This window comes from Streptomyces sp. BA2 (assembly GCF_009769735.1).
GTDB lineage: Bacteria > Actinomycetota > Actinomycetes > Streptomycetales > Streptomycetaceae > Streptomyces.
The window spans coordinates 2,199,188-2,221,085 of record NZ_WSRO01000002.1 but is presented as its reverse complement, the minus strand read 5'-3'; the positions used below and the strand labels follow the sequence as shown (position 1 = coordinate 2,221,085).

The following is a 21,898-nucleotide window of genomic DNA, read 5'->3' as shown; positions in this document are numbered from 1 at the left end:
GTACGTCACTTCGTCGTGATCACGATGGCCACGAGATAGGACGGGTTGGTGGTGTCGTAGTAGCCGATCACCTGCTGCCCGTGGGCGAAGGCTTCCTGGACCGCGACGTGGGTGTGCTGACTGGGGTTGATGAACGCCTTCCATGCGTTGTCGATCATCAGGTAGAGGGCCGACGCCTGGCCGGGCAGCGGCTGGACGACGTCCCAGAACGCTGTGGCGATGCCCGACGCGACCGCCTGGGTGGAGATCTCCGGGGCCTGCGCCTGCGGGACGTTCTCCTGGCCGAGCTGCTGGAGCAGCTGCTGGTAGGGCTGCTGCCGGCCGAGTTGCTGGAGCTGCTGCTGCGGGCCGGACTGCTGGGAGCCCTGCCGTTGCGGAGGCGCCGTGCTCGGACCCTGCATGCCCTGTTGCTGCTGGCCTTGCTGCTCCATGGGACTCATGTACGGGGTGGTGCTCATGCGAATGCCACCTTCCCTCAATGGTTGTGGTGCTTCACGCGAGTGCTTCAGCCCGTGACGACCAGGCCGACGACCTCGTCGTCCGAGAACCAGACGCGTACGTCGGGGTGTCCTCCCGCGAAGGCGGCGTGCACCGCCTGGCGGATGTCGGGGCTCGGGTCGTTCAGGTTGCGCCACTCTCCGGCGACGAACAGCCGCAGGCGCTGCGGGAGTTCGGGAGGATAGGGGAGCAACTCGTCCCAGTAGCGCTCGGCCCGGCCCGAGCCCACCGCCGACGGCAGCAGGTTCGTGACCGCCGACTTGATGTCGGGACGGTTGCCGATCCGCTGCGACGCAGGGCGGCCCGGCGCGTCCTGCTGCGGCGAACCCGTCGAGCGCAGCACCGCACGCGCCCGGTCCGGCGTCATCAGCTGCTGGCCCGCGGCCTTCAGCATGCCCTGCAGACAGGCAAGGGCGCCGACGACGACCGGTGAGGCGGACGAGGTGCCGGAGAACGTGTCCGTGTACCAGGCGATCTCGTCGGCGCCGCCCTGCAAGTCGCCCGGCTGGTTCCAGGAGCCGCCGGTCGTGGTCGTCTCGCGGCCCCAGCCCTGTGCGTCCACGCGGGCGCCGTAGTTGGAGAAGCCCAGGCGTGAGCGGTCAGGTCCGTGATCGCGGCCGTGCGTGCCGGGCGGCGGTGCGCCCGCGCCGACCAGGACGGCGCCCGAAGGACGGTTGGAGGGGTTGAAGGGGTTGCGCCACCACTCGGGGAACTCGTCGGGCCTGCGCTCGTACACCGCGTCGTCCAGGGACTCCGCTCCGTTGCCCGCCGCCCCGACGACGATGACGCCCTTCGCGGTGGCGTGCCGGATCGCCGCGTAGTCGTCCGGCCACCACTCCAGGGCGATGTATCCCCGCTGGTCGTCGCGCGGCTCGAAGTCGAACCGCGGTCCCGGGCGGTGCAGTTCGATCAGGACGATGTCACCGGGGCCGAGCCGCTCCGCCGCCGCGTGGATCGTGGCCGCCGTGCCGAGGGGCTGGAAGGAGGCCGCCGCGGTCATGGCCTCGGGCGCGATGCCGGAGATGCCCACGTAGTTGCGGTCGCCGCCGATCACGCCGATCACCGCGGTGCCGTGGTTGCGCCAGGCCAGGTCCTGGATGGGCGTTCCGATGACCACCCCGGCGAGCTTGCCGGTCAGGTCCTCGTGGCTCAGCTGCCAGGCGCCCTCGATGTCGATCACCGTGACGCCCTCGCCCGAACCGCCGAGCCGCTGCCACGCCCAGTACGCGTCGACGCCTTCGGGCGCTGGGCGCAGATAGCCCTGGCGGCCGGTGAAGTCGGGGGTGACGGGGGCGCCTTCCTTGCGGCGCCCGGACTCGCCGGCGTCGGGCGACCCGAACGGGCCCGCCTGGCGCTGGGGCGGGGGCTGCGGCCGGTCCGTCGAGCCGAGCGACGCCGGTACGGCGCCGGGCTTCACGTACGCCGTGTCGATCCCCGGCAGCGCCGCCATGCGCGAGCGCAGCTCCTGCGCCCTGCTCCCGCCGCCGCGCACGCGGTAGAAGAGCGCCAGGTCGGGGACGTCGTTGCCGTCGTCCGGCGCGTTGTGCTGCCGGCCCCGCAGTCGGTCCTCGTTGCCGAACAGCGGTTCCAGGGCGAGCTGTTCGTCGCTGAGGAACATGTTCAGGGCCGACACGTCGGAGCCCGCCGCCGAGCGGACGCCCTCGGCCTGGGCGCGCAGCCGGGCCTCGGGCCGTGCGACGACGATCAGCTCCTGCTCGGACGCGCGGTAGGTGAACCCCGCCCCATCCGGTCCGGGGCCACTGGCTCCCGGGCCCCCTGCCGGCTCTACCTGGTCGGTCATCGCTCCACCGCTCCCTTCGATCCTTCGGGTGCCGTGCTGTGCGCTGTGGCCGCGCATTCCGGGGCACACCCTGCTACCGCCGGGCGCGGCCGTCCACCCCCTTTGCCCCAACTGCGTTTGAAATCAAGGCAACGTGGGAACCCCGTGCAATTCGTCCGGAAGGCGATGTCACGCCTCAATCCGGCCATAGGCAGGACGGGACGCAGAAGGGCGGCACCCTCGCGGATGCCGCCCCACGTCGCTCTGCGTGCTGGTCAGTCCTCGGAGGAATCAGACGGTCCGGATTCGGACTCGCCGCTGCTCTCCTCATCCGTCCCCGTCCCCGTTCCGGGTCCGGGTTCCGTGTCCGGACGCGTCTGCGGCTTCGGCGGCCGTGTGCGGTCGCCGGGGCTGTCGCGCAGATACGGGGCTCCGTCGCCGCCCTCCGTGGCGTGACCGCCGGGCTGCGGCGGACCGCCGCCGTCGCGCCGCCGCAGATAGCGCTCGAACTCGCGGGCGATCGCCTCGCCGGTCGCCTCGGGCAGCTCGGCCGTGTCCCGCGCCTCCTCCAGCGACTGGACGTACTCGGCGACCTCGCTGTCCTCGGCCGCCAGCTGGTCCACGCCCACCTGCCAGGCGCGCGCGTCCTCGGCGAGGTCACCAAGGGGGATCCGCAGGCCGATGAGGTCTTCGAGGCGGTTCAGGAGGGCCAGCGTGGCCTTCGGGTTCGGCGGCTGCGAGACGTAGTGCGGGACGGCCGCCCACAGGCTCACCGCGGGGACGCCCGCGTGCGTGCAGGCCTCCTGCAGGATGCCGACGATGCCCGTCGGGCCTTCGTACTTCGTCTCCTCCAGGTCCATGGTGCGGGCCAGGTCCGGGTCGGAGGTGACGCCGCTGACCGGGACGGGACGGGTGTGCGGGGTGTCGCCGAGCAGTGCGCCCAGGATCACCACGAGCTCCACGCCCAGCTCATGGGCGAAGCCCAGGATCTCGTTGCAGAACGACCGCCAGCGCATCGACGGCTCGATCCCGCGCACAAGCACGAGGTCGCGCGGCTTGTCACCGCCCACGCGGATCACCGAGAGCCGGGTCGTCGGCCACGTGATCTTGCGGACGCCGCCCTCCAGGAAGACCGTGGGGCGGTTGACCTGGAAGTCGTAGTAGTCCTCGGCGTCCAGCGCCGCGAAGACCTCGCCCTTCCACTCCTTGTCGAGATGCGCGACCGCGGTGGAGGCGGCGTCGCCGGCGTCGTTCCAGCCCTCGAACGCGGCCACCATGACCGGGTCGACCAGCTCGGGTACCCCCTCGAGCTCGATCACCCAGGCCTCCTTCCGACGTCCTTTACGTACGCCCCAACCTTACGGCGTCCGGCGGGGCCCTCCGCAGCCCCCTTGCGCGGGCTTCGATGACCGGATCACTGCCCCGCGGGAGGCCCGCGCACTCCCACGGTGCCCGTGCTTCACAGCGTGGAGCGCAGCCACTGCTCCACGCTCGCGATGTGCACCGTCGCCCATGACCTGGCCGCCTCCGCGTCGCGGTCGCGCAGCGCGGTGAGGATCGCGCGGTGCTCGTGCAGGGTGCGGCTCACGGCGTCCTCCTGGGTGAGGCCGCGCCAGATGCGGGCCCGGGTGGTGGGTCCGGAGAGGCCGTCGAGGAGCGAGCAGAGCACCGAGTTGCCGGACGACTGCACGATGCCGCGGTGGAACTCCAGGTCGCAGGCGACCAGCTCCTCCACCGAGGGAGCCGCCCCGAGGGCGTCCAACTGCGCCGTCAGGACGTCGAGTTCGGCCTCGGTGATGTGGGCGCTGGCCATCGCCGTGGCGGCAGGCTCCAGGATGCGGCGCACCGCGAGGAACTCCAGGACCGTGTCGTCGCGGTGGAAGTCGACGACGAAGCTCAGGGCTTCGAGCAGGAGTTGCGGGTCCAGGCTCGTCACGTACGTGCCGTCGCCCTGTCGTACGTCGAGGATGCGGATCAGCGAGAGTGCGCGCACCGCCTCGCGCAGGGAATTGCGGGAAAGGCCCAGGTCGGCGGCGAGTTCACTCTCCTTGGGCAACCGGTCGCCGGGGCGCAGCGCGCCGGAGACGATCATGCCCTTGATCTTTTCGATGGCTTCGTCGGTGACAGCCATGGGGACCTCGCCTCACAAGACAGAAGACATCCGATGTATCGGATGATTATGTCGTGTCCCTGGGCTGTTGTGTACCTGGATCCGGGCGAATATCCCCACGCGGTGGCCGTGGGGAGCCTGGCCATGCTCGACGACAAAGCCCGCAGGCGCCCCTACCCGAACCGCTCGATGCGGATCCGATCCACCGGCTGGCCCCCTGCCACCAGCAGCCGCGACGCATGCTCGGCGAAGCCGTTCGAGCCGCAGATGTACGCCTCCCAGCCCCCCTCGGGCTGACCGGCGCCGAGGAACGGCGCCAAGTGCTCGGCGCGAAGCCGGCCCTCCGCCCGCGTCAGCACCACCGTGGTCTCGTCCCCGTACTCATCCGCGTAGATCAGATCCTCACGCGTACGCGCGGACACCAGGAGCCGCAGTGGCACCGGACGCCCGGCCCCCCGCCAGTGCCGCAGCATCGACATCAGCGGGACCACACCGGACCCGGCCCCCAGAAGCAGCGCGGGACGGTCACCCGGCCACGCGAAGAAGCCCGACAGTGGCCCCCGCACCTCCACCACGTCGCCGACGCGGGCGACCGTGTGCAGATGCCCGGACACCTCGCCTCCCGGCACGTGGTCCAGGGTCAGCTCGACCTCGCCGCTCTCGGCGGCCTCCTCCGGCGCGGAGGCGATCGAGTAGTGCCGCTGAGCGACGTACCCGTCCGGGGCCGTGAGCCGCAGCATCAGATGCTGGCCCGGCAGATGTCCCTGCCAGTCCGGCACCTTCAGGCGGAAGCTCGACACCGTACCGGCCGCGTTCTCGCGCCGGACGTCCACCACCACGGCCCGCTGCCAGACCGCCGCCGCGCGATTGCTCACCGCGATCCGCCCCGGCACGGCGAACCGCGTCGGCGGCACAAAAGTCTCAGTCACCGGAGTAACGCTCCTCCCGCCAGGGATTGCCCCGGTGGTGATAGCCGTTCTGCTCCCAGAAGCCCGGCTCGTCGTGGTCGAGCAGCCGCAGCCCCGCCACCCACTTCGCGCTCTTCCAGAAGTAGAGGTGGGGCACGATCAGACGCGCCGGACCGCCGTGCTCCGGCGGCAGCGGGCCGTCCCCGTACTCCCAGACGATCCACGCCTTCCCGCCCGTCACGTCGGAGAGGGGGAGGTTCGTGGTGTACCCCGTGTGCGAGTACGCGACGACGTGCGTGGCCTCCGGGCGCGGCCCGGCCGCGGCCAGGAACGCGTCCAGGCTCACCCCGCCGAAGCGCACCCCGAACTTGGACCAGCTGGTCACGCAGTGGATGTCGCCGCGGTACTCGGACGCGGGCAGTGCGTGCGCCTCGTCCCACGTCCAGGTGTGCGGGGAGGTGACGAGGCCGTCCACGCGGAACGTCCAGTCCGCGGCCGCGAGCTGGGGCGTCACCTCGGCGGACAGGACGGGCCAGCCGTCCGCCGCGTCGTACTGCCCGGGAGGGAGCCGCGGGTCGCGGTCGGCGGCGCGGGCGCGGCCGGTGAAGCCGCGGGTGGGTTCGACGGTCATACGGTGCTTGCCACTTCGGAGGTGCCAGTCGTGCTCGTGGGGACGGGCGCCGCGGAGTCCGCCGCGTCCTGGAGGGCTCGCAGCGCGCGCCGCTCGTCCAGTGTCACCAGCGTACGGTCCCGCATCAGGACCCGGCCGTCGACGACCGTGTCCCGTACGTCACTGGACGCCGCGGCGTACGCCAGCATCGACCAGGGGTCGTGCCGCGGCGTGAGATGCGGCCGGGCGAGGTCGAGGACGATCAGATCCGCGCGCTTGCCGGGCTCCAGGGAGCCGAGCTGGTCGCCGAGGCCGAGCGCCCGCGCCGACTCGATGGTCGCCATCCGCACGGCCTGCTCGGCGCCGACAGCCGTCGGGTCGCCGCCCGCCTTGTGGACGAGGGCCGCGACCTTGACCGCGCCGAGGAGGTCCAGGGTGTTGGAGCTCACCGCGCCGTCCGTGCCGAGGCCCACCGTGACACCCGCGTCGAGCAGGTCGGGGACGCGCGCGATGCCGCAGCCCAGCTTCAGGTTCGACACCGGGCAGTGCGCGACGGACGTGCCGGTGCGGGCGAGGGTCGCGATCTCCGCGTCCGTGAGGTCGACGGCGTGCGCGAGCAGCGTGTCCGGGCCGAGCACGCCCAGCGAGTCGAGCAGCTCCACCGGGCGCATGCCGTGCTGCTCGGTGACCATCTCCACCTCGCCCGCGTTCTCGGCGGCGTGGATGTGCAGCAGGGCGCCGTGCTCCCGGGCCAGCGCGCTGATCGCCGTCAGCTGCTCGGGCACCAGGGTGTACGCGGAGTGCGCGAAGACCACCGGGCGTGTGCCAGGCGCCGGGGTGCGCGCTGCCAGGTCCGCCGCCGCCCAGCCGAGCCGTTCGGCGTAGGGGCGGCCGTCCGGCGGGCCCGGCACGTCCATGAACGTGGGCCCTGTCAGGAGGCGCCACCCGGCATCGCGGGCCACGGCCTCGGCCGCCTCGTGGAACCAGTACATGTCGAGCGCGGCGGTGACCCCGCCCCGTACGGACTCGGCGATCGCGCCCTGGATGCCCGCCGTCACCGTCTCGGGGGAGAGCAGCTCCGCCTCGGCCGGGATCACGCGGGCCAGGAAGCCCTGCAGCGTCAGATCGTCGGCGATGCCGCGGAACAGGGTCATCGCCAGGTGCGTGTGCGTGTTGATCAGGCCCGGCAGGACGAGACAGCCGCGGGCGTCCAGCTCTTCGGCGGCTTCATAGGCGGCGCGCAGCTGCTCGGCCGGGCCGACGTCGACGATCCGGCCGTCGCGCACCGCGACGGCGCCGTTCGTCACGACGGTGCCGGACGCGTCGACGGTGAGGACGTCGCCGCCGTGGACCAGGAGATCTATGGAGCCGCCCCGGTCCTGGGCCGGCAGGTCAGTGGGGTGCATCGGTTCCGTTCTCCGTGAGGTGGTTCTGGTGCGGCTCAGTGCTCCGTGGCGGCAAGGAGCCGGAGCGCGTCCAAGGCTATCCGGGCGCCCCGGTCGACTCCTTCGGCCACCACATCGCGGTGCGGGTTGTAGCCACCGGTGGATTCCTCGTCCACGAGTTCATCGGCGTTGGCGCCGTCCACGACGAGCGCGCCGCCCGCGACCAGGCCGTGCGTGGACGCGAAGACGTACAACGCCGAGAGCTCCATCTCGATGGCCGCGATCCCGGCGGCCGCGTACGCCTCGCCGGGCAGCGGCAGGAAGCCCGGCTGGAACGCGGCCCGCGTCCACACCACCCCACGGTGGTACGGGGCTTCGGCCGCGCGCGCCGCTCGCTGGAGCGCGATGACGGCCTCCGGAGTCGCGAACGCAGGGTACTCGGCGGGGATCAGCTGCTGCGTCACGCCGTCGTCGCGCACCGCCGCGTCCGCGATGACCAGGTCGCCATCGCGGATGCCGGGGCGGATCGCGCCCGCCGTGCCGAGCCGCACGATGGCGGTGACGCCCGCCTCCGCGAGCTCCTGGAAGAGGAGGATCGCCCCGGGCGCGCCGACGCCGTGCGACGCGACGACGACCGGTGTGCCCTGCCAACTGCCGGTGAAGGTGCGGTACTCGCGGTGGTACGACACCTCCTTCGCGTCGTCCAGGAGGTCGGCGACGGCGGTGGCGCGCGCCGGGTCGCCGACCACGACCGCCTGGCTCGGCAGACCGGTGCGGGGGACGCGGGTGATGGGCAGCGCGTCGCTGAGCGTGCGGGCGTCGGTCGTCATGAAGGTGCTCCTACCAGGGGCTGCTTGCGGCGGCGCCTGCGCGCCGTGGACAGGAAGAGGGCGGCCAGGGTCACCACGTACGGGGCGGCGTCGGTCGCCTGCTGCGGCATGCCGAGCCCCTGGAGACGGAAGCCGACGGCCTCCGCGATGCCGAAGAGCAGCCCGGCGAGCAGGACGCCGAGCGGCAGGGCGCGGCCCAGCATCACGGCCACCACGGCGATCCAACCACGCCCGGCCGTCATGTTCTCGGAGAACAACGTGACGTTGCCGAGGGCGAGTTGGGCGCCCGCGAGACCGCACAGGACACCCGACGTCAGTACGGCCGCGTACTGGTACTTCGCCGGGCTCACCCCCAGCGTCGCCGCCGCGTCGGGAGTCTCGCCGACGCCGCGCAGCCGAAGGCCCCACGGGTGGCGGGCCAGGAACACCGCGGCCACGGCGACGGCGGCCCACGCGAGGTACACGAGCGCGGAGTGCCCGGAGAGGACCGACCCGGCGAACGGGATGTCGATGCCGCTCAGACCGGCCAACTCCGGGTCGGAGAAGGTGCCTTGGACGCCGAAGACCGTCCGCAGCAGGAACCCGGTCAGACCGACCGCGAGGAGATTGAGCGCGACGCCGAGTACGACGGCGTCCCCGCGCAGCGAGATCGTCCCGACGGCCAGGATCATCGAGTACGCCGCCGAAGCGAGGGCGGCGAAGACGACACCTAGCCAGGCGCTCCCGGTGAACCAGCTGCCCGCGACGCCGCTGAAGCAGCCGATCAGCATCATGCCTTCGAGGCCGATGTTGAAGACGCCCGCGCGCTCGCAGATCGTGCCGCCGAGCGCGGCGAGGAGGATCGGGGTGAGGGCGAGGAGCGCCGAGTGGAACAGCGCGGAGTCGATGCTCATCGCACGCTCACTTCCTTTACTTCGGTCTCGTCGGTGGGCTGCTCTCCGGGCTTCTTCCTGGCCCGCCGCCACGTCAGGTTGAGCCGCGCCGCGAGGAAGACGATGACGACGGCCTGGAGGACCTGCGTCAGCTCGCGCGGCACTTCGGTGGTCCGCTCCATGGCGAGCCCGCCCACTTCGAGCGCTGCGAAGAACAGGGCGGCCAGGACCGTCCCGAGGGGCGCCGCCGCGGCGAGCAGCGCTGCCGTGAGGCCGGTCCAGGTGTGCCCGGCGGCGGTGAGCGACCCGTCGATGAAGCGATAGGGGAAGCTCAGTACGCCGATGGCGCCGACCAGGCCCGCGACGGCGCCGGAGAGCGCCATGAGCCGCAGCGTGAGCCGTGGCCTGTCGACCCCCGCGTACGCGGCGAAGCGCGGATTGAGCCCCGTCATGCGGATCTCGTAGCCGGTGGCGGTGCGGGCGTCGGCGAACGCGAAGACGGCGGCCGCGACGGCCACGAGGAGCAGCCCGACGGTGACGGTCGACGACCCGAGGGCGGGCAGCTCGACCCCGTCGGGCAGCCGCCGCGTCTGCGGAAGGCTCGACCCGTCCTCCTTCAGCGGAAAGCGCGCGAGGTAGGAGGCGAAGGACATCGCCGGATAACCGAGCAGCAGACTGCTGACGAGCAGCGGCACCCCGAACCGGTTCTGGCAGACGGCGGCGAGCGCCGCGTAACCCGCCCCGGCCGCCATTCCCGCGAGGAGCGCGGCGGCGACGGTGAGGGGCGCGGGCAGCGGCGAGTAGAGCCCGGTGGCAGCGGCGGCGATCCCGCCGAGCACCAACTGCCCGTCCCCGCCGAGGTTGAGCAGCCCCGCCCGCATGGGGATCGCGAGCGCGACGGCGAGCCCGATGATGCTGGTCCCCGTGGTGAGCGTGGACCCGATGCCGTCGGGCCCGAGTGCCCCGCTGACCACGGAGCCGTACGCCCCGACGGGGTCGGCGCCGGTCCCGACGAGGAAGAGCGCGCCGACGAGGACGGCGGCGATGACGGAGTGCAGTGCGGGCGCGCGCAGGACGCGCGCCCCGAGCGATGCCCCGGAGCCGGGGATCTGTGTCTCGGCCGCCATGTCAGGGGGCCTCCTTCACGGGGGCGGGGCGGTCGTCGCTCTCGCGGGGAGGCGGGTCCGCGGCGCCGGATGGGGGAGCGGCGGCCGGGGAGGCGCCGTCGGTCTGATCGGTGACCGCAGTCGCAATCGCAGCGGCAGTCGCAGCCTCGGCGCCGGGCGCGGGAAGTGCCGCGTCCGCTGCGGCGTCGCCCTGCGGGCCGGCTGCCTGCGCGGCTCCGGCAGGCGCGGCCTCCGGGAGGGACCCGCCCGCCATGGCGAGGCCGAGGGTTCGCTCGTCCGCGTCCTCGCGGGCGTACTCCGCGGCCACCCGGCCCTCGTACATCACAAGGACACGGTCCGACAGGCCGCGGATCTCGCTCAGTTCGGCGGAGACCAGGAGGATCGCGTGGCCCGCGTCGCGGTGGGCGATCAGCTGGTCGTGGATCGTCTGGATGGCGCCGATGTCGACGCCACGCGTGGGCTGCTCGACGATCAACAGGGGGGATTCGTGGGCGAGTTCGCGGCCGATCACCAGCTTCTGGAGGTTGCCGCCCGACAGCGAGCCCGCCGTGTGGCGTGACGAGGCCGCCTTGATGCCGAAGCGGTCGATCAGGACCCGCGCGTGCTCGCGGAGCCAGGACGGGCGCAGGAGGCCGTGCCCCCGGTGATGGCCCATCGCCAGGTTCTCCGCGATCGTCGCGGCCGGCGCCGTACCGACCGCCACACGGTCCTCGGGGACATACGCGAGACCCGCCGCGCGGCGCCTCGCCGCCGACGCGTCCGTGATGTCCTGGCCGGAGAGCGTCACCCGCCCGCAGGAGAGCGGCCGCAACCCGGCGATCGCCTCGACCAGTTCACTCTGGCCGTTGCCCGCCACTCCCGCGATGCCCACGATCTCGCCCGCGCGGACGGAGAGCGACACCTCGCGCACCCTCTCCGTCGACAGGGAATCGACGAGAAGGACCTCACCGCCCGGCGCCCCCGCCGGATGCACGCGGTCCAACTCCACCGCCCGCCCGGTCATCGCCGTGGCGATCCCGTCCGCGGTGGTGTCCGCGGTCCGCATGCGTGCCGCGACCCGGCCGTCCCGCAGGACCGTCACCGCGTCGCTGCCCTCCATCACCTCACGCAGCTTGTGGGTGACGAGGAGGACCGTGCGCCCGTCGTCCGCGAGGGAGCGCAGGACACCGAACAGACCGTCGGCCTCCGCCGGGGTCAGGACCGCCGTCGGCTCGTCGAGGATCAGCGTACGAGCACCGCGGTAGAGGAGCTTGAGGATCTCCACCCGCTGGCGCACACCCACCGGCAGGTCCCCGACCTTCGCCGCCGGGTCCACCGCGAGCCCGTGCTCATCGGCGAGCGCACCCACGCGCCGCAACGCCTCGGCCCGGTCCGTCAGGCCGAAACGGCGCGGCTCGGCGGCGTACACGACGTTCTCGGCGACCGTGAAGGACGGGAAGAGCTTGAAGCTCTGGTGCACCATGCCGAGGCCCGCCGCGATCGCCTCGCTCGGGCTCGCGAACGTCACCTCGCGCCCGTCGAGCAGGATCTGCCCGGCGTCCGGCCGCTGGAGTCCGTAAAGGACGGACATCAGCGTCGACTTGCCCGCGCCGTTCTCGCCCATCAGGGCATGGATCTCACCGCGCGCGACGGTCAGATCCACCCGGTCGTTGGCGAGGGTGCCCGGGTACTCCTTGGTGATGCCGCGGAGTTCGACGGCGGGGGAGGCGGCTGGGGAGGCGGCGGCGGAGGCGACGGTGGACTCAGGCCGCGGGGTCATCGACCTTCAGCTTCCCCGCGACGATCTCGTCCCGCAGCGACTCGACGCGCTTCAGCACGTCCTCGTGGTCGGCGATCAGGCACTTGGAGTCCGCGACACCGGGCTCAAGGCCGGTCAGCGACATGCCGCCCTCCTTGAGGCCGTACGACACCGTGGTGCCGCCCTTGCCCTTGAGGATCTGCGCGATGCCCTTCTCGACGGCGACATCGGTCTTCTTCAGTACGTTGTCGACGACGACCCCCGGGTTGCCGACGCACTGGTTCGCGTCGACGCCGTACGCCTCGAAGCCCTTGGCCTTCGCGGCCTGGAAGACGCCGGTGTTGCCGCCCGCGGCGGCCGCCATCACCTGGTCGACCCCGCCGGAACCGAGCGTGGCCGCCTGGTCCTTGGCACGCGCCGCGTCGTTGAAGGGCGACTGCCCGCCCACGAAGAGCGTGCGGGACTTGACCCCCGGCTCCACCTTCTTCGCACCGGCCGCGAACGGCTCGCTGTAGCGGCGGAACTGCGGGGTGTCGAGGACGTCGACGGCGCCCACCTTCTTGCTCTTGGTGAGAAGCCCGGCCTCGGCGCCCGCGAGATACACCGCCTCGTGCTCGCGGAAGACAGCGCAAGTGACGTTCTTGTACGTCTTCTTCGTGCACGCGTCGACGAGCAGGAACTGCTGCTCGGGGTGCGCCTCGGCCTGCTGGGCGGCGATGTCGGCGAACTCGAAGCCGACGAGTGCGATGACATCGGGCGCGGAGTCCACGGCCGACTGCACGTTCTGCTGCTGCGAGGAGGTGTCGCTGCTCTGGAAGACCTTCGGTGCCCCGGCACCTTGCGCCTTCGCAGCCGACTTCACCCCGCTGACGGCCAGCTTGAGGAACTCGTTCTGGGCCACGGGGTCGGGCGTGACGAGCGTGAACGCCTTGGCCCCCTTGTCGCCGGTGGAACCGCCCTTGTCGGCGGCCGCGTTGCAGCCGGTGGCGAGGAGGACGGCACCGACGGTGGCGGCGGCGAGTCGCAAGGAGGTACGCGTGGAGAGAGACATAGGGGAGCGCCTTCTCGAAGGTGCCTGGTGAGCCCAGGCCGTGGCGGGGAGTCGGACGGTGCGGAGCGGCGTCGCTCAGCGGCGGCAGGAGCGACAGCGGCACATTCGGCCGCCGTCGACGGCCACGGCGGGGCAGCGCATGACGTCCATGCTGTTGCTGGCGTCGCGCATGGCCGTCCTCCTCGCACCGTGGGTCGATCCGTCCTGGGTGGCGGTGAGGGTAACACCGGATTTCGGACAGCCGCACGAACGTCTCGAAATATGGTTCGAGCACGTCAGGTACGGTGACGGCACCCCTCCCCGCATGGCCACAAACGCCCCTGTTTCCCCGGAGTTGAGCACCATGACGAGCCAGGATCTGCGCGCTGTCACCTGGACGGCGGCCGCGGAGGGCGGCGCGCCGTCCCTCTCCCTCATCGACCAGACGGCGCTCCCGCACGCCCTGGAGCGCCTCGACGTCACCACCGTCGACCAGCTGATCGACGCGATCGTGCGGCTCGTCGTCCGCGGCGCTCCCGCGATCGGTGCGGCCGGCGGGTACGGCGTCGCGCTCGCCATGGTCCAGGGCGAGCGCGAGGGCTGGGACCGCGCGCGTCTGGACGCGGAGGTGGCACGGGTGCGTGCGGCGCGGCCCACGGCCGTGAACCTGATGGTGTGCGTGGACAGGGTCGCCTCGCTGATCGACGCGGGTCTTTCGGCGGCGCTCGCGGAGGCGGACGCGATCGTGCGCGAGGACCTGGAGGCGAACCATGCGATGGGCACGTTCGGAGCGGACTGGTTGGTCAAGCGTCTGCCCGAGGACCGTCCGCTGAGGATCCTCACCCACTGCAACACGGGCGCGCTCGCCACGGCGGGCTGGGGCACAGCACTGGGCGTCATACGCGAACTCCACAGCCGTGGCCGCCTGGAGACCGTGTACGCCGACGAGACCCGCCCCCTTCTCCAGGGTGCGCGCCTGACGGCGTGGGAGCTGGTCCAGGAGGGGATACCGCACTTCGTCCAGGCGGACGGGGCGGCGGCGGGCACGATCCTGCGGGGCGAGGTGGACGCGGCGATCGTCGGCGCGGACCGGATCGCCGCGAACGGCGACACGGCGAACAAGGTGGGGACGGTGGGGATCGCGCTGGCGTGCGCGTACGCGGGCATCCCGTTCATGGTGGCCGCCCCCACCACGACGGTGGACCTCGCCACGGCGACGGGTTCCGAGATCCACATCGAACTGCGGGGGGAGGGGGAGGTGTTGGAGTGGGCCGGTGTCCGTACCGCTCCGGCGGAGTCGCGGGGCCACAACCCGGCCTTCGACGTGACGCCGGGTTCGCTGGTGACGGGGTTGGTGACGGAGCGGGGTGTGCTGGAGGTCGCCGCGGGCGATTTGCCGTCGACCGGGCTGAGCTGAGAGCAGTTTCTTTTCCCCAACCCCGCCCCTTCCCGAAAACCCGCTCGGCGCGGGGGCCTTGGCTGCCGTTAATCACCGGCTTCGCCGAGTTCGTCCTCAAACGCCGGACGGGCTGAATTCATTCAGCCCGTCCGGCGTTTGAGGACATCTTGTCGGGGGTCCAGGGGGCGGAGCCCCATGGTTTCGGGAAGGGGCGGGATTGGGGAGAGCCCCGCAGGGTTAGCCCCGCGTCAGCTCAAGCTCCAGCAACCACTCCACCACCTCCGTGCGATGCCGCGCCTCCCGGGGGTTCTCCCCCCAGACATAAAGCCCGTGCCCAGCGACAACCACCGCCGGCATCCCCGGCTGAAGCGCCGCCTCAAGCCGATCCCCCAGGACACCCATGTCCTGGCTGTTCTCGATCACCGGCAGCGTCACAGCAACCTCATGCGTCCCGTGCCCGAGCCCCTTCAGCATCTCCAGGTCCCGGAACTCCACACCCCCCGGCTTCCGATGCCCCATGGCCACCGAAGCAACGGTGTGCACATGCACCACAGCCCCGGCCCCGGTGAGCGCAGCCACCCGCGCATGCAGCGCCGCCTCCGCCGAGGGACGCCCCGCGCCCAGCGCCGCACCGGACGCGTCCGTCAACACCACGTCCGCAGAGGTGAGTTCACCCTTGTCCCGCCCACTCGCCGTCACGGCCAGCTGAAGCGGCGTACGCGAGAGGACCACGGACAGGTTCCCGGACGTACCCCGCATCCACCCGAACGAAGCGAAACGCGCGGCCTCGGCAGCGAGGACGGCCCCCGCCTCCTCCAGGTCCAACTCCGACGCGGCAGACCCGAGCCTGATCTCATCGAAGGCCGAAACCTCCGCATGCCCGCCCACCCCAGCGGCGAAGTACGGCTCCCCGGCCCGCCGTACCCCCACGGTCCGCCACCCGGCGTCCCGCGCCGCGTCCAGCTCCCCGAGCCGGTCGGAGAGGAAGAGCGTGCGGCCGGCGTCCGCCCCGACAGCGGCCGAAATGGCACGGTAGGAGTCCGGCTCCTGCTTGGGCCCCGCGTTCTCGGTGTCGAAGAAGCCGCCCACCAGCTCCATCAGGGAGCCTTCGGGCGAGTACGTGAACCACGCCCGCTGCGCCGCCACGGACCCGGACGAGTACACGTACAACCGCACCCCGGCAGCCGCCCACCCCCGTAGCACGTCGATCACATCCGGGTAGAAGTGCGAGACCAGCTCGCCCCGCGCGAAGCCCTCCGCCCAGAGGATTCCCTGCAGCGTCTTCAGAGGCGTCGCCTTGCGATCGGCATCGACCCATTCGCCCAGGATCTTCTCGACCCGCCCGGCATCCGCGTCCGGCTCACCGGCCAGTTCCCGCACCTGCGCGACGGCCCGCGCCACCTCCGGCTCCTCGCCCCGCGAGGCGAGCAGCGCCCCGAAGCGTTCGCGCGCGTAGGGGTACAGCACATCCACCACGAACCCGGTGGCGCCCGTGGTGCCCTCGATGTCGAGCACCACGGCGTCGACGGAGCCCGCGTCGAACTGAGCGGTCACGCGATGTACCCCGCGTGGATCGCGTCGAAGTCCGGGAAGCGGTCCGCGATCGGGCTGCCCGTGAACGTGCCGATCCAGCCGTCCTCCTCGTGGAAGAAGCGGATCGCCGTGAACGAGGGGGACGTGCCCATGTCGAACCAGTGCGTCGTGCCGCGCGGCACCCCGAGCAGATCGCCCTTCTCGCAGTAGACCGCGTGCACTTCACCGCCCACGTGCAGATAGAAGATGCCCGAGCCCGCGACGAAGAACCGCACCTCGTCATCGTCGTCGTGCGTGTGCTCGGCGAGGAACTTCTGCCGGGCCGCCTTCGCCTTCTGGGGCCACTCGGGGTCGTCGCTGGGGTGCAGCGCGACCACGTCGACCGTCTGGAAGCCCTCCTCGGCGTTCAGCAGGTCGATCTCCGCGCGGTACGCGGCGAAGACGGTGCCGCTGTCCGCGTCGGCGGGCACGTCCTCGCGCACCGGCCACTGCTCGTACCGCACGCCGACGGGGGCGAGCGCGGCGGCGATCTCGACCGGGTCCGCCGTGCGGCGTATGACGGTCTCGGGGCCGGACTCCGGCCAGGTCGTCAGGAGAGTCATGGCTCGCTCCAGAAGGGGACAAGGTGGGTACGGGGGATCGTAACTCCCAGGTCAGCAGACGTCAGCCGCGCTTACGCGCCGTCCCACAGCGTGGACGGCGCGGCCCCGCGGACCACCGGCGCGACCTCCTCCGCGAACCGCAGGAGCGTCTCGATCTGCTCGCTCCGCCCCAGGCCGAAGCCGTCGACGGTGATGGACTGCAGGTCGTGCCCGTACACCTCGTGGTAGCCGAGGATCTTGTCGATGATCTGCTGCGGCGAGCCGATGAGCTGCGGCCCGTTGGCGATCGCCTCCTCGATCGTGCGGAAGGGCGTGTTGTAGCCCGCCTTCCCCTCCAGGTGCGGCCTGAAGGCCTGGCGCACCTTCGCCTCGTACAGCTCGCGGTAGCGCGAGATGGCCTGCTCCGCGGAGTCCGCGATGAGCAGTCCCCCCGAGCCCGCGGCCACCCGGGCGCGCGGGATCGTGCCCGTACTCCTCGAACCGCTCGCGGTAGTGCGCGATCAGCTTCGCGTACGCGGCACGCGGCTGGACGGCATTGGCGGTGAAGAGCGGATCGCCGTGCCTGGCTGCCAGATCAGGGGAGTTGAGGGACGTCGCGGAACCGTGCCAGATCCGCGGCGGGCCCGCGTACGGGCGCGGGACCGTCGTCACGTCCTTCAGCGCGGGCCTGAACTCGCCTTCCCAGTCGACGTTTTCCTCGCTCCACAGGCGGCGAAGGAGTTCGTACTTCTCCTTCTGCAGATCCCACTGCCGCTCCTCGTCGGGCCCGAAGAGAGCGAAGTGCCCCGCCTCGGCACCCTTGCCGATCACCAACTCGACGCGGCCGCGCGAGATCTGATCGAGCGTCGCGTAATCCTCGGCGACCCGCACCGGGTCGAGAATCGCCACGACGGTGACACCGGTCAGCAGCTTGATACGGGTGGTCCGCGCGGCGAGCGCGCCCAGCACGACCGTGGGACTGGACGACAGGAAGGCGCCCGCGTGCCGCTCGCCCACGGCGTACGCGTCGTAGCCGAGCCGCTCGGCGGCCACACCGACCTCGATCACGTCCGCCAACCGGTCGGCGGAGGAGGGGAGTTGGCCGGTCAGCGGGTGCGGGGCATGACCGATGATCGACAGCACCTGGAACTTCATGGAGCCCACTCTTCCGGCGGCCTGTTGCACACGTATGTACGCGGTGTGGCAGCCCGGCCGGGTACGCCGAAGGGGCGGCCCCCCAGCGGGAGCCGCCCCTCGGACAAGCCACTGCCTACTTGCCGTCGAGCACGTCCTGCACCTTGGCGCGGACGTCGTCCGTGGCCAGGCCGCGGATCGTCAGCGTCGTACGGCGGCGCAGCACGTCGTCCGCCGTCTCGGCCCATTCGTTGTCACGGGCGTAGACGACCTGCGCCCAGATCTCCGGGGCGTCCGGCGATACGCGCTCGGCGAGCGCCGGGTTCTCGTTCGCCAGGCGGGCGATGTCGAAGGAGAGCGAGCCGTAGTGCGTCGCCAGGTGCTTGGCGGTGTCTGCGGCCATGCGCGGGCCGGGCGCCGGACCGTCGACAAGGAGGCGGTGCGCGACCGCGCGCGGGTTGGCGATGCCGGGCAGCGGCAGACGCTTCTGCAGCTGCGAGATCGGCTCGTAGTCGTCGCCGAGGGGGTGACCCGGCAGCGACTCCAGCTTCTTCATCACCGTACGGCCGATGTGCCGGAAGGTCGTCCACTTGCCGCCCGCGACGGACAGCATGCCGCCCGCGCCCTCGGTGACGACCGTCTCGCGCTTGGCCTTCGAGGTGTCGCCGGGACCGCCGGGAAGCACCCGCAGACCCGCGAAGGAGTACGTGATCAGATCGCGGGACAGCTGCTGGTCGCGGATGGAGAACGCGGCCTCGTCCAGGATCTGAGCGGTGTCCGCCTCGGTGACCTTGACGTCCGCCGGGTCGCCCTCGTACACCTCGTCGGTCGTGCCGAGAAGCAGCATGTCCTCCCACGGCAGGGCGAACGTGATGCGGTACTTGTCGATCGGCGTGGCCAGCGCGGCCTTCCAGGGGGCGGTGCGCTTGAGGACCAGGTGCGCGCCCTTGGAGAGGCGGATGGAGGGCGCCGCGTCGGGGTTCTCCATCTTGCGCAGGTGATCGACCCACGGCCCGGTCGCGTTGAGCACGAGCCGCGCGTTGACGCCGAACTCGGCGCCGTCCATGCGGTCCTTGAGCTCCGCGCCCGTGACCCGGCCCTTGGTGAAGCGCAGGCCCGTGACCTCGGCGTGGTTGAGGACGGCGGCGCCGGCCTCGACGGCCGCGCGGACCGTCATCAGGGCCATGCGCGAGTCGTTCATCTGGTCGTCGCCGTACACGGCCACGGCCTTGAGGTTGTCCGTGCGCAGCTCCGGCACGTCCTGCGCGGCCTTCGACGGCGAGAGCAGGTGGCCGACGCCGTCGCCGAACGCGGAAAGCGCGCTGTACGCGAACACGCCCGCGCCCAGCTTGGCGGCGCCGTGCGGGCCGCCCTTGTAGACGGGCAGGTAGAAGGTGAGCGGGTTCGCCAGGTGGGGGGCCACCTGACGGGACACCGCGCGACGCTCGAAGTGGTTCTCCGCGACCAGCTTCACCGCGCCGGTCTGCAGGTAGCGCAGACCGCCGTGGAGGAGCTTGGAGGAGGCGGAGGAGGTGGCGCCGGCGAAGTCACCGGCGTCCACCAGGGCCACCCGCAGTCCCGACTGCGCGGCATGCCAGGCGGTGGAGATGCCCAGGATCCCGCCGCCGATCACCAGGAGGTCGTACGTCGCCTTGGAAAGCTGCTCCCGGGTCTCGGCGCGGCTCGGGTTGGAACCGGCAGCCGGATGCGTCCCGAGGGCGGGGACGCTCTGCAGGGTGGTCATGTTGTTTACTCCTCGCCACTTTCGTCGAGCCAGCCCATGGAACGTTCCACGGCCTTGAGCCAGCTCTTGTACTCACGGGCGCGGGTGTCCGCGTCCATGCGGGGGGTCCACTCCGCCGCCCGGCGCCAGTTGGCGCGCAGCTCGTCGGTGCCGGACCAGAAGCCGACGGCGAGACCGGCGGCGTAGGCGGCGCCGAGGCAGGTCGTCTCGGCCACCATCGGGCGCACCACCGGTGCGTCGAGGAAGTTCGAGAGCGTCTGCATCAGCAGGTTGTTGGAGGTCATGCCGCCGTCGACCTTGAGGGCCGTGAGCTCGACGCCGGAGTCCTTCGTCATGGCGTCGGTGATCTCACGGGTCTGCCAGGCCGTGGCTTCCAGGACGGCGCGCGCGATGTGCGCCTTGGTGACGTACCGGGTCAGACCGGCGATCACACCGCGGGCGTCGGAACGCCAGTACGGGGCGAAGAGGCCGGAGAAGGCCGGTACGAAGTAGGCGCCGCCGTTGTCCTCGACCGACGACGCGAGCGTCTCGATCTCGGCGGCGGAGTTGATCAGGCCCATCTGGTCCCGCATCCACTGCACCAGCGAACCGGTGACGGCGATGGAACCCTCAAGGGCGTAGACCGGCTTCTGGTCGCCGATCTGGTAGCCGACGGTGGTCAGCAGGCCCGAGTAGGAGTTGATGGCCGACTCACCGGTGTTCATCAGCATGAAGGTGCCGGTGCCGTACGTGGACTTGGCCTCGCCCTTGGCGAAACAGGTCTGCCCGAAGAGGGCCGCCTGCTGGTCGCCGAGCGCGGAGGCGACGGGGATGCCGGGCAGGATGTCGCCGAGCTTGCCGCCGGTGACCTCGCCGTAGACCTCGGCGGAGGAGCGGATCTCGGGGAGCATCGGCATCGGGACGCCGATGGACTCGGCGATCTTCTCGTCCCACTTCATGGTGTGCAGGTTCATCAGCATGGTGCGCGACGCGTTGGTGACGTCGGTGACGTGCTTGCCGCCGTTGACACCACCCGTCAGGTTCCAGATGACCCAGGAGTCCATGGTGCCGAAGAGGATGTCGCCCGCCTCGGCGCGCTCGCGCAGACCCTCGACGTTGTCGAGCAGCCAGCGGGCCTTCGGCCCGGCGAAGTAGCTGGCGAGGGGCAGACCGGTCTCACGGCGGAAACGGTCCTGGCCGACGTTGCGGCCGAGCTCCTTGCACAGGGCGTCGGTACGGGTGTCCTGCCAGACGATGGCGTTGTGCACCGGCTCGCCGGTGTTCTTGTCCCAGAGCAGCGTGGTCTCACGCTGGTTGGTGATGCCGATCGCCTTGATGTCTTCGTGGGTGATGCCGGCCTTGGAGATGGCGCTCGCGACGACTTCCTGGACGTTGGTCCAGATCTCGGTCGCGTCGTGCTCGACCCAGCCCGGCTTCGGGAAGATCTGCTCGTGCTCCTTCTGGTCGACCGAGACGATCCGGCCGTCCTTGTCGAAGACGATGCAGCGGCTCGAGGTGGTGCCCTGGTCGATGGCCGCGATGAAGGGGCCGGCGGTGTGTGCGTCGGTGGTCACGGTGTGCTCCTGATTTCTTGCTCGGCGGTCTGTCTCAGGCGGTCATCGGTAACTGTCGCGGTCCTACTTGAACGCGATGTTGTAGATACCGCCCGCGATGGCGCCGCCGATCAGCGGGCCGACGATGGGCACCCATGCGTACGTCCAGTCCGAGCCGCCCTTGTTGGGCAGCGGGAGCAGGGAGTGCACGATGCGCGGACCCAGGTCACGGACCGGGTTGATCGCGTAGCCGGTGGGGCCACCGAGCGAGAGACCGATGCCGACGACGACGAGCGCGGTGATCAGCGCACCGAGGACGCCGATGCCGTTGCCGTTGTCGTTCAGGCCCTGGGTGAGGATCGCCAGGACCAGTACGACGGTGGCGATGACCTCGGTCAGCACGTTCTGCGCGTAGTTCCGGATCTCCGGACCGGTCGAGAAGATGCCGAGCACCGGACCCGCCTTGGGCGCGGCCTTCTGGTCGACGAGTCCCTCGTCCACCGGCTGCGCGGCGAGGATCGCCGGGTCGGTGAGGTGCGCCTTGAACTGGCCCATGTACGTGAGCCAGACCAGGATCGCGCCGATGATCGCGCCGAGCAGCTGCGAGCCGAGGTAGAGCGGAACGTCGCTCCACTTGGTGCCGCCCTCGATGGCGAGACCGACGGTGACCGCCGGGTTGAGGTGGGCGCCTGACACGCCACCCGCCAGGTAGGCGCCGGTCAGCACCGCGAAGCCCCACCCGAAGGTGATCGCGAGCCAGCCGGCGTCCTTGGCCTTGGAGGCCTTGAGCGTGACGGCGGCGCAGACGCCACCGCCGAGCAGGATGAGTATGGCGGTACCGATGGTCTCGCCGATGAAGATGTCGGAGCTGGACACCCGCGACTCCTTTGTCCTTCGTCCAGGGGAAGGCGAACCCCGGGTCCCTCCGGTGGTCCGCGACCTCAGGTGAGGTCGTTGCCGGCCCTTGGCCTCGTCACACTCTAGCGCGTAATGCCGGTAGGTGTTCGACAATGCCGACCGATGGACGCGAGTCTCACCCCGGGGTTACTTGCCCGTCAAGAGTTCTGTTATTGAAAACACGATCGTT

18 protein-coding genes and 1 pseudogene are annotated in these 21,898 nt (G+C 71.3%); 1 reads left to right on the top strand and 18 read right to left on the bottom strand.

Annotated features, from left to right (window positions below; genetic code table 11):
- Positions 1–5: 5 nt before the first annotated feature.
- From E5671_RS12640 to E5671_RS12585, 12 genes are all read right to left on the bottom strand, one after another.
- Positions 6–458: a hypothetical protein gene (locus tag E5671_RS12640; protein ID WP_237330160.1), complete on the bottom strand. Its 453-nt coding sequence runs from the start codon at positions 456–458 to the stop codon at positions 6–8.
- A 47-nt stretch (positions 459–505) separates the two neighbouring features.
- A complete protein-coding gene (locus E5671_RS12635) occupies positions 506–2,299 on the bottom strand; it encodes a S8 family peptidase (RefSeq protein WP_160504038.1) in 1,794 nt (597 codons plus the stop codon).
- A 254-nt stretch (positions 2,300–2,553) separates the two neighbouring features.
- Positions 2,554–3,597 (bottom strand): PAC2 family protein, encoded by a 1,044-nt coding sequence (locus E5671_RS12630; RefSeq protein ID WP_160504036.1) that lies wholly within the window; start codon positions 3,595–3,597, stop codon positions 2,554–2,556.
- 140 nt (positions 3,598–3,737) lie between these two features.
- On the bottom strand, positions 3,738–4,409 hold the full coding sequence (locus E5671_RS12625; protein ID WP_160504034.1) for a FadR/GntR family transcriptional regulator: 672 nt from the start codon (positions 4,407–4,409) through the stop codon (positions 3,738–3,740).
- 152 nt (positions 4,410–4,561) lie between these two features.
- Positions 4,562–5,317 (bottom strand): FAD-binding oxidoreductase, encoded by a 756-nt coding sequence (locus tag E5671_RS12620; protein ID WP_160504032.1) that lies wholly within the window; start codon positions 5,315–5,317, stop codon positions 4,562–4,564.
- Entirely contained in the window at positions 5,310–5,927 is a 618-nt protein-coding gene (locus tag E5671_RS12615) for a sulfite oxidase-like oxidoreductase (RefSeq protein WP_160504030.1), read from the bottom strand. The genes E5671_RS12620 and E5671_RS12615 overlap by 8 nt, the downstream gene beginning before the upstream one ends.
- Complete coding sequence (locus tag E5671_RS12610; RefSeq protein WP_160504028.1) at positions 5,924–7,312, bottom strand: amidohydrolase; 1,389 nt, start codon at positions 7,310–7,312, stop codon at positions 5,924–5,926. The genes E5671_RS12615 and E5671_RS12610 overlap by 4 nt, the downstream gene beginning before the upstream one ends.
- A 35-nt stretch (positions 7,313–7,347) precedes the next feature.
- On the bottom strand, positions 7,348–8,121 hold the full coding sequence (locus E5671_RS12605; protein ID WP_160504026.1) for a phosphorylase family protein: 774 nt from the start codon (positions 8,119–8,121) through the stop codon (positions 7,348–7,350).
- Positions 8,118–9,014 (bottom strand): ABC transporter permease, encoded by an 897-nt coding sequence (locus tag E5671_RS12600; protein WP_160504024.1) that lies wholly within the window; start codon positions 9,012–9,014, stop codon positions 8,118–8,120. Before E5671_RS12600 ends, E5671_RS12605 begins: the two co-directional genes overlap by 4 nt.
- Complete coding sequence (locus E5671_RS12595; protein WP_160504023.1) at positions 9,011–10,120, bottom strand: ABC transporter permease; 1,110 nt, start codon at positions 10,118–10,120, stop codon at positions 9,011–9,013. Before E5671_RS12595 ends, E5671_RS12600 begins: the two co-directional genes overlap by 4 nt.
- 1 nt (position 10,121) lies before the next feature.
- Positions 10,122–11,879 carry an ABC transporter ATP-binding protein gene (locus E5671_RS12590; protein WP_160504021.1) on the bottom strand — a complete coding sequence of 586 codons (1,758 nt, stop codon included), beginning with the start codon at positions 11,877–11,879 and terminating at the stop codon, positions 10,122–10,124.
- Positions 11,863–12,909, bottom strand: a complete 1,047-nt coding sequence (locus tag E5671_RS12585) for a BMP family ABC transporter substrate-binding protein (RefSeq protein WP_160504019.1) — start codon at positions 12,907–12,909, stop codon at positions 11,863–11,865. Before E5671_RS12585 ends, E5671_RS12590 begins: the two co-directional genes overlap by 17 nt.
- 343 nt (positions 12,910–13,252) lie before the next feature.
- Here E5671_RS12585 and mtnA point away from each other — a divergent pair, with 343 nt between their 5' ends.
- A complete protein-coding gene (mtnA, locus tag E5671_RS12580) occupies positions 13,253–14,305 on the top strand; it encodes an S-methyl-5-thioribose-1-phosphate isomerase (protein ID WP_160504017.1) in 1,053 nt (350 codons plus the stop codon).
- A 219-nt stretch (positions 14,306–14,524) separates the two neighbouring features.
- Here mtnA and mtnC read toward each other — a convergent pair whose 3' ends face one another.
- The 6 genes and pseudogenes from mtnC to E5671_RS12550 all read right to left on the bottom strand — a co-directional run bounded on the left by mtnC (position 14,525) and on the right by E5671_RS12550 (position 21,687).
- Entirely contained in the window at positions 14,525–15,802 is a 1,278-nt protein-coding gene (mtnC, locus tag E5671_RS47010) for an acireductone synthase (RefSeq protein ID WP_336606048.1), read from the bottom strand.
- Positions 15,803–15,837: 35 nt separating this feature from the next.
- Complete coding sequence (locus E5671_RS12570; RefSeq protein WP_160504013.1) at positions 15,838–16,422, bottom strand: 1,2-dihydroxy-3-keto-5-methylthiopentene dioxygenase; 585 nt, start codon at positions 16,420–16,422, stop codon at positions 15,838–15,840.
- A gap of 71 nt (positions 16,423–16,493) precedes the next feature.
- Positions 16,494–17,556 (bottom strand): annotated as a pseudogene (locus E5671_RS12565) (LLM class flavin-dependent oxidoreductase).
- Between the two features lie 115 nt (positions 17,557–17,671).
- Entirely contained in the window at positions 17,672–19,279 is a 1,608-nt protein-coding gene (locus tag E5671_RS12560; RefSeq protein WP_160504011.1) for a glycerol-3-phosphate dehydrogenase/oxidase, read from the bottom strand.
- Positions 19,280–19,284: 5 nt separating this feature from the next.
- Positions 19,285–20,832 carry a glycerol kinase GlpK gene (glpK, locus tag E5671_RS12555; protein WP_160504009.1) on the bottom strand — a complete coding sequence of 516 codons (1,548 nt, stop codon included), beginning with the start codon at positions 20,830–20,832 and terminating at the stop codon, positions 19,285–19,287.
- Between the two features lie 63 nt (positions 20,833–20,895).
- Positions 20,896–21,687 carry an MIP family channel protein gene (locus tag E5671_RS12550; RefSeq protein WP_160504007.1) on the bottom strand — a complete coding sequence of 264 codons (792 nt, stop codon included), beginning with the start codon at positions 21,685–21,687 and terminating at the stop codon, positions 20,896–20,898.
- Positions 21,688–21,898: the final 211 nt, after the last annotated feature.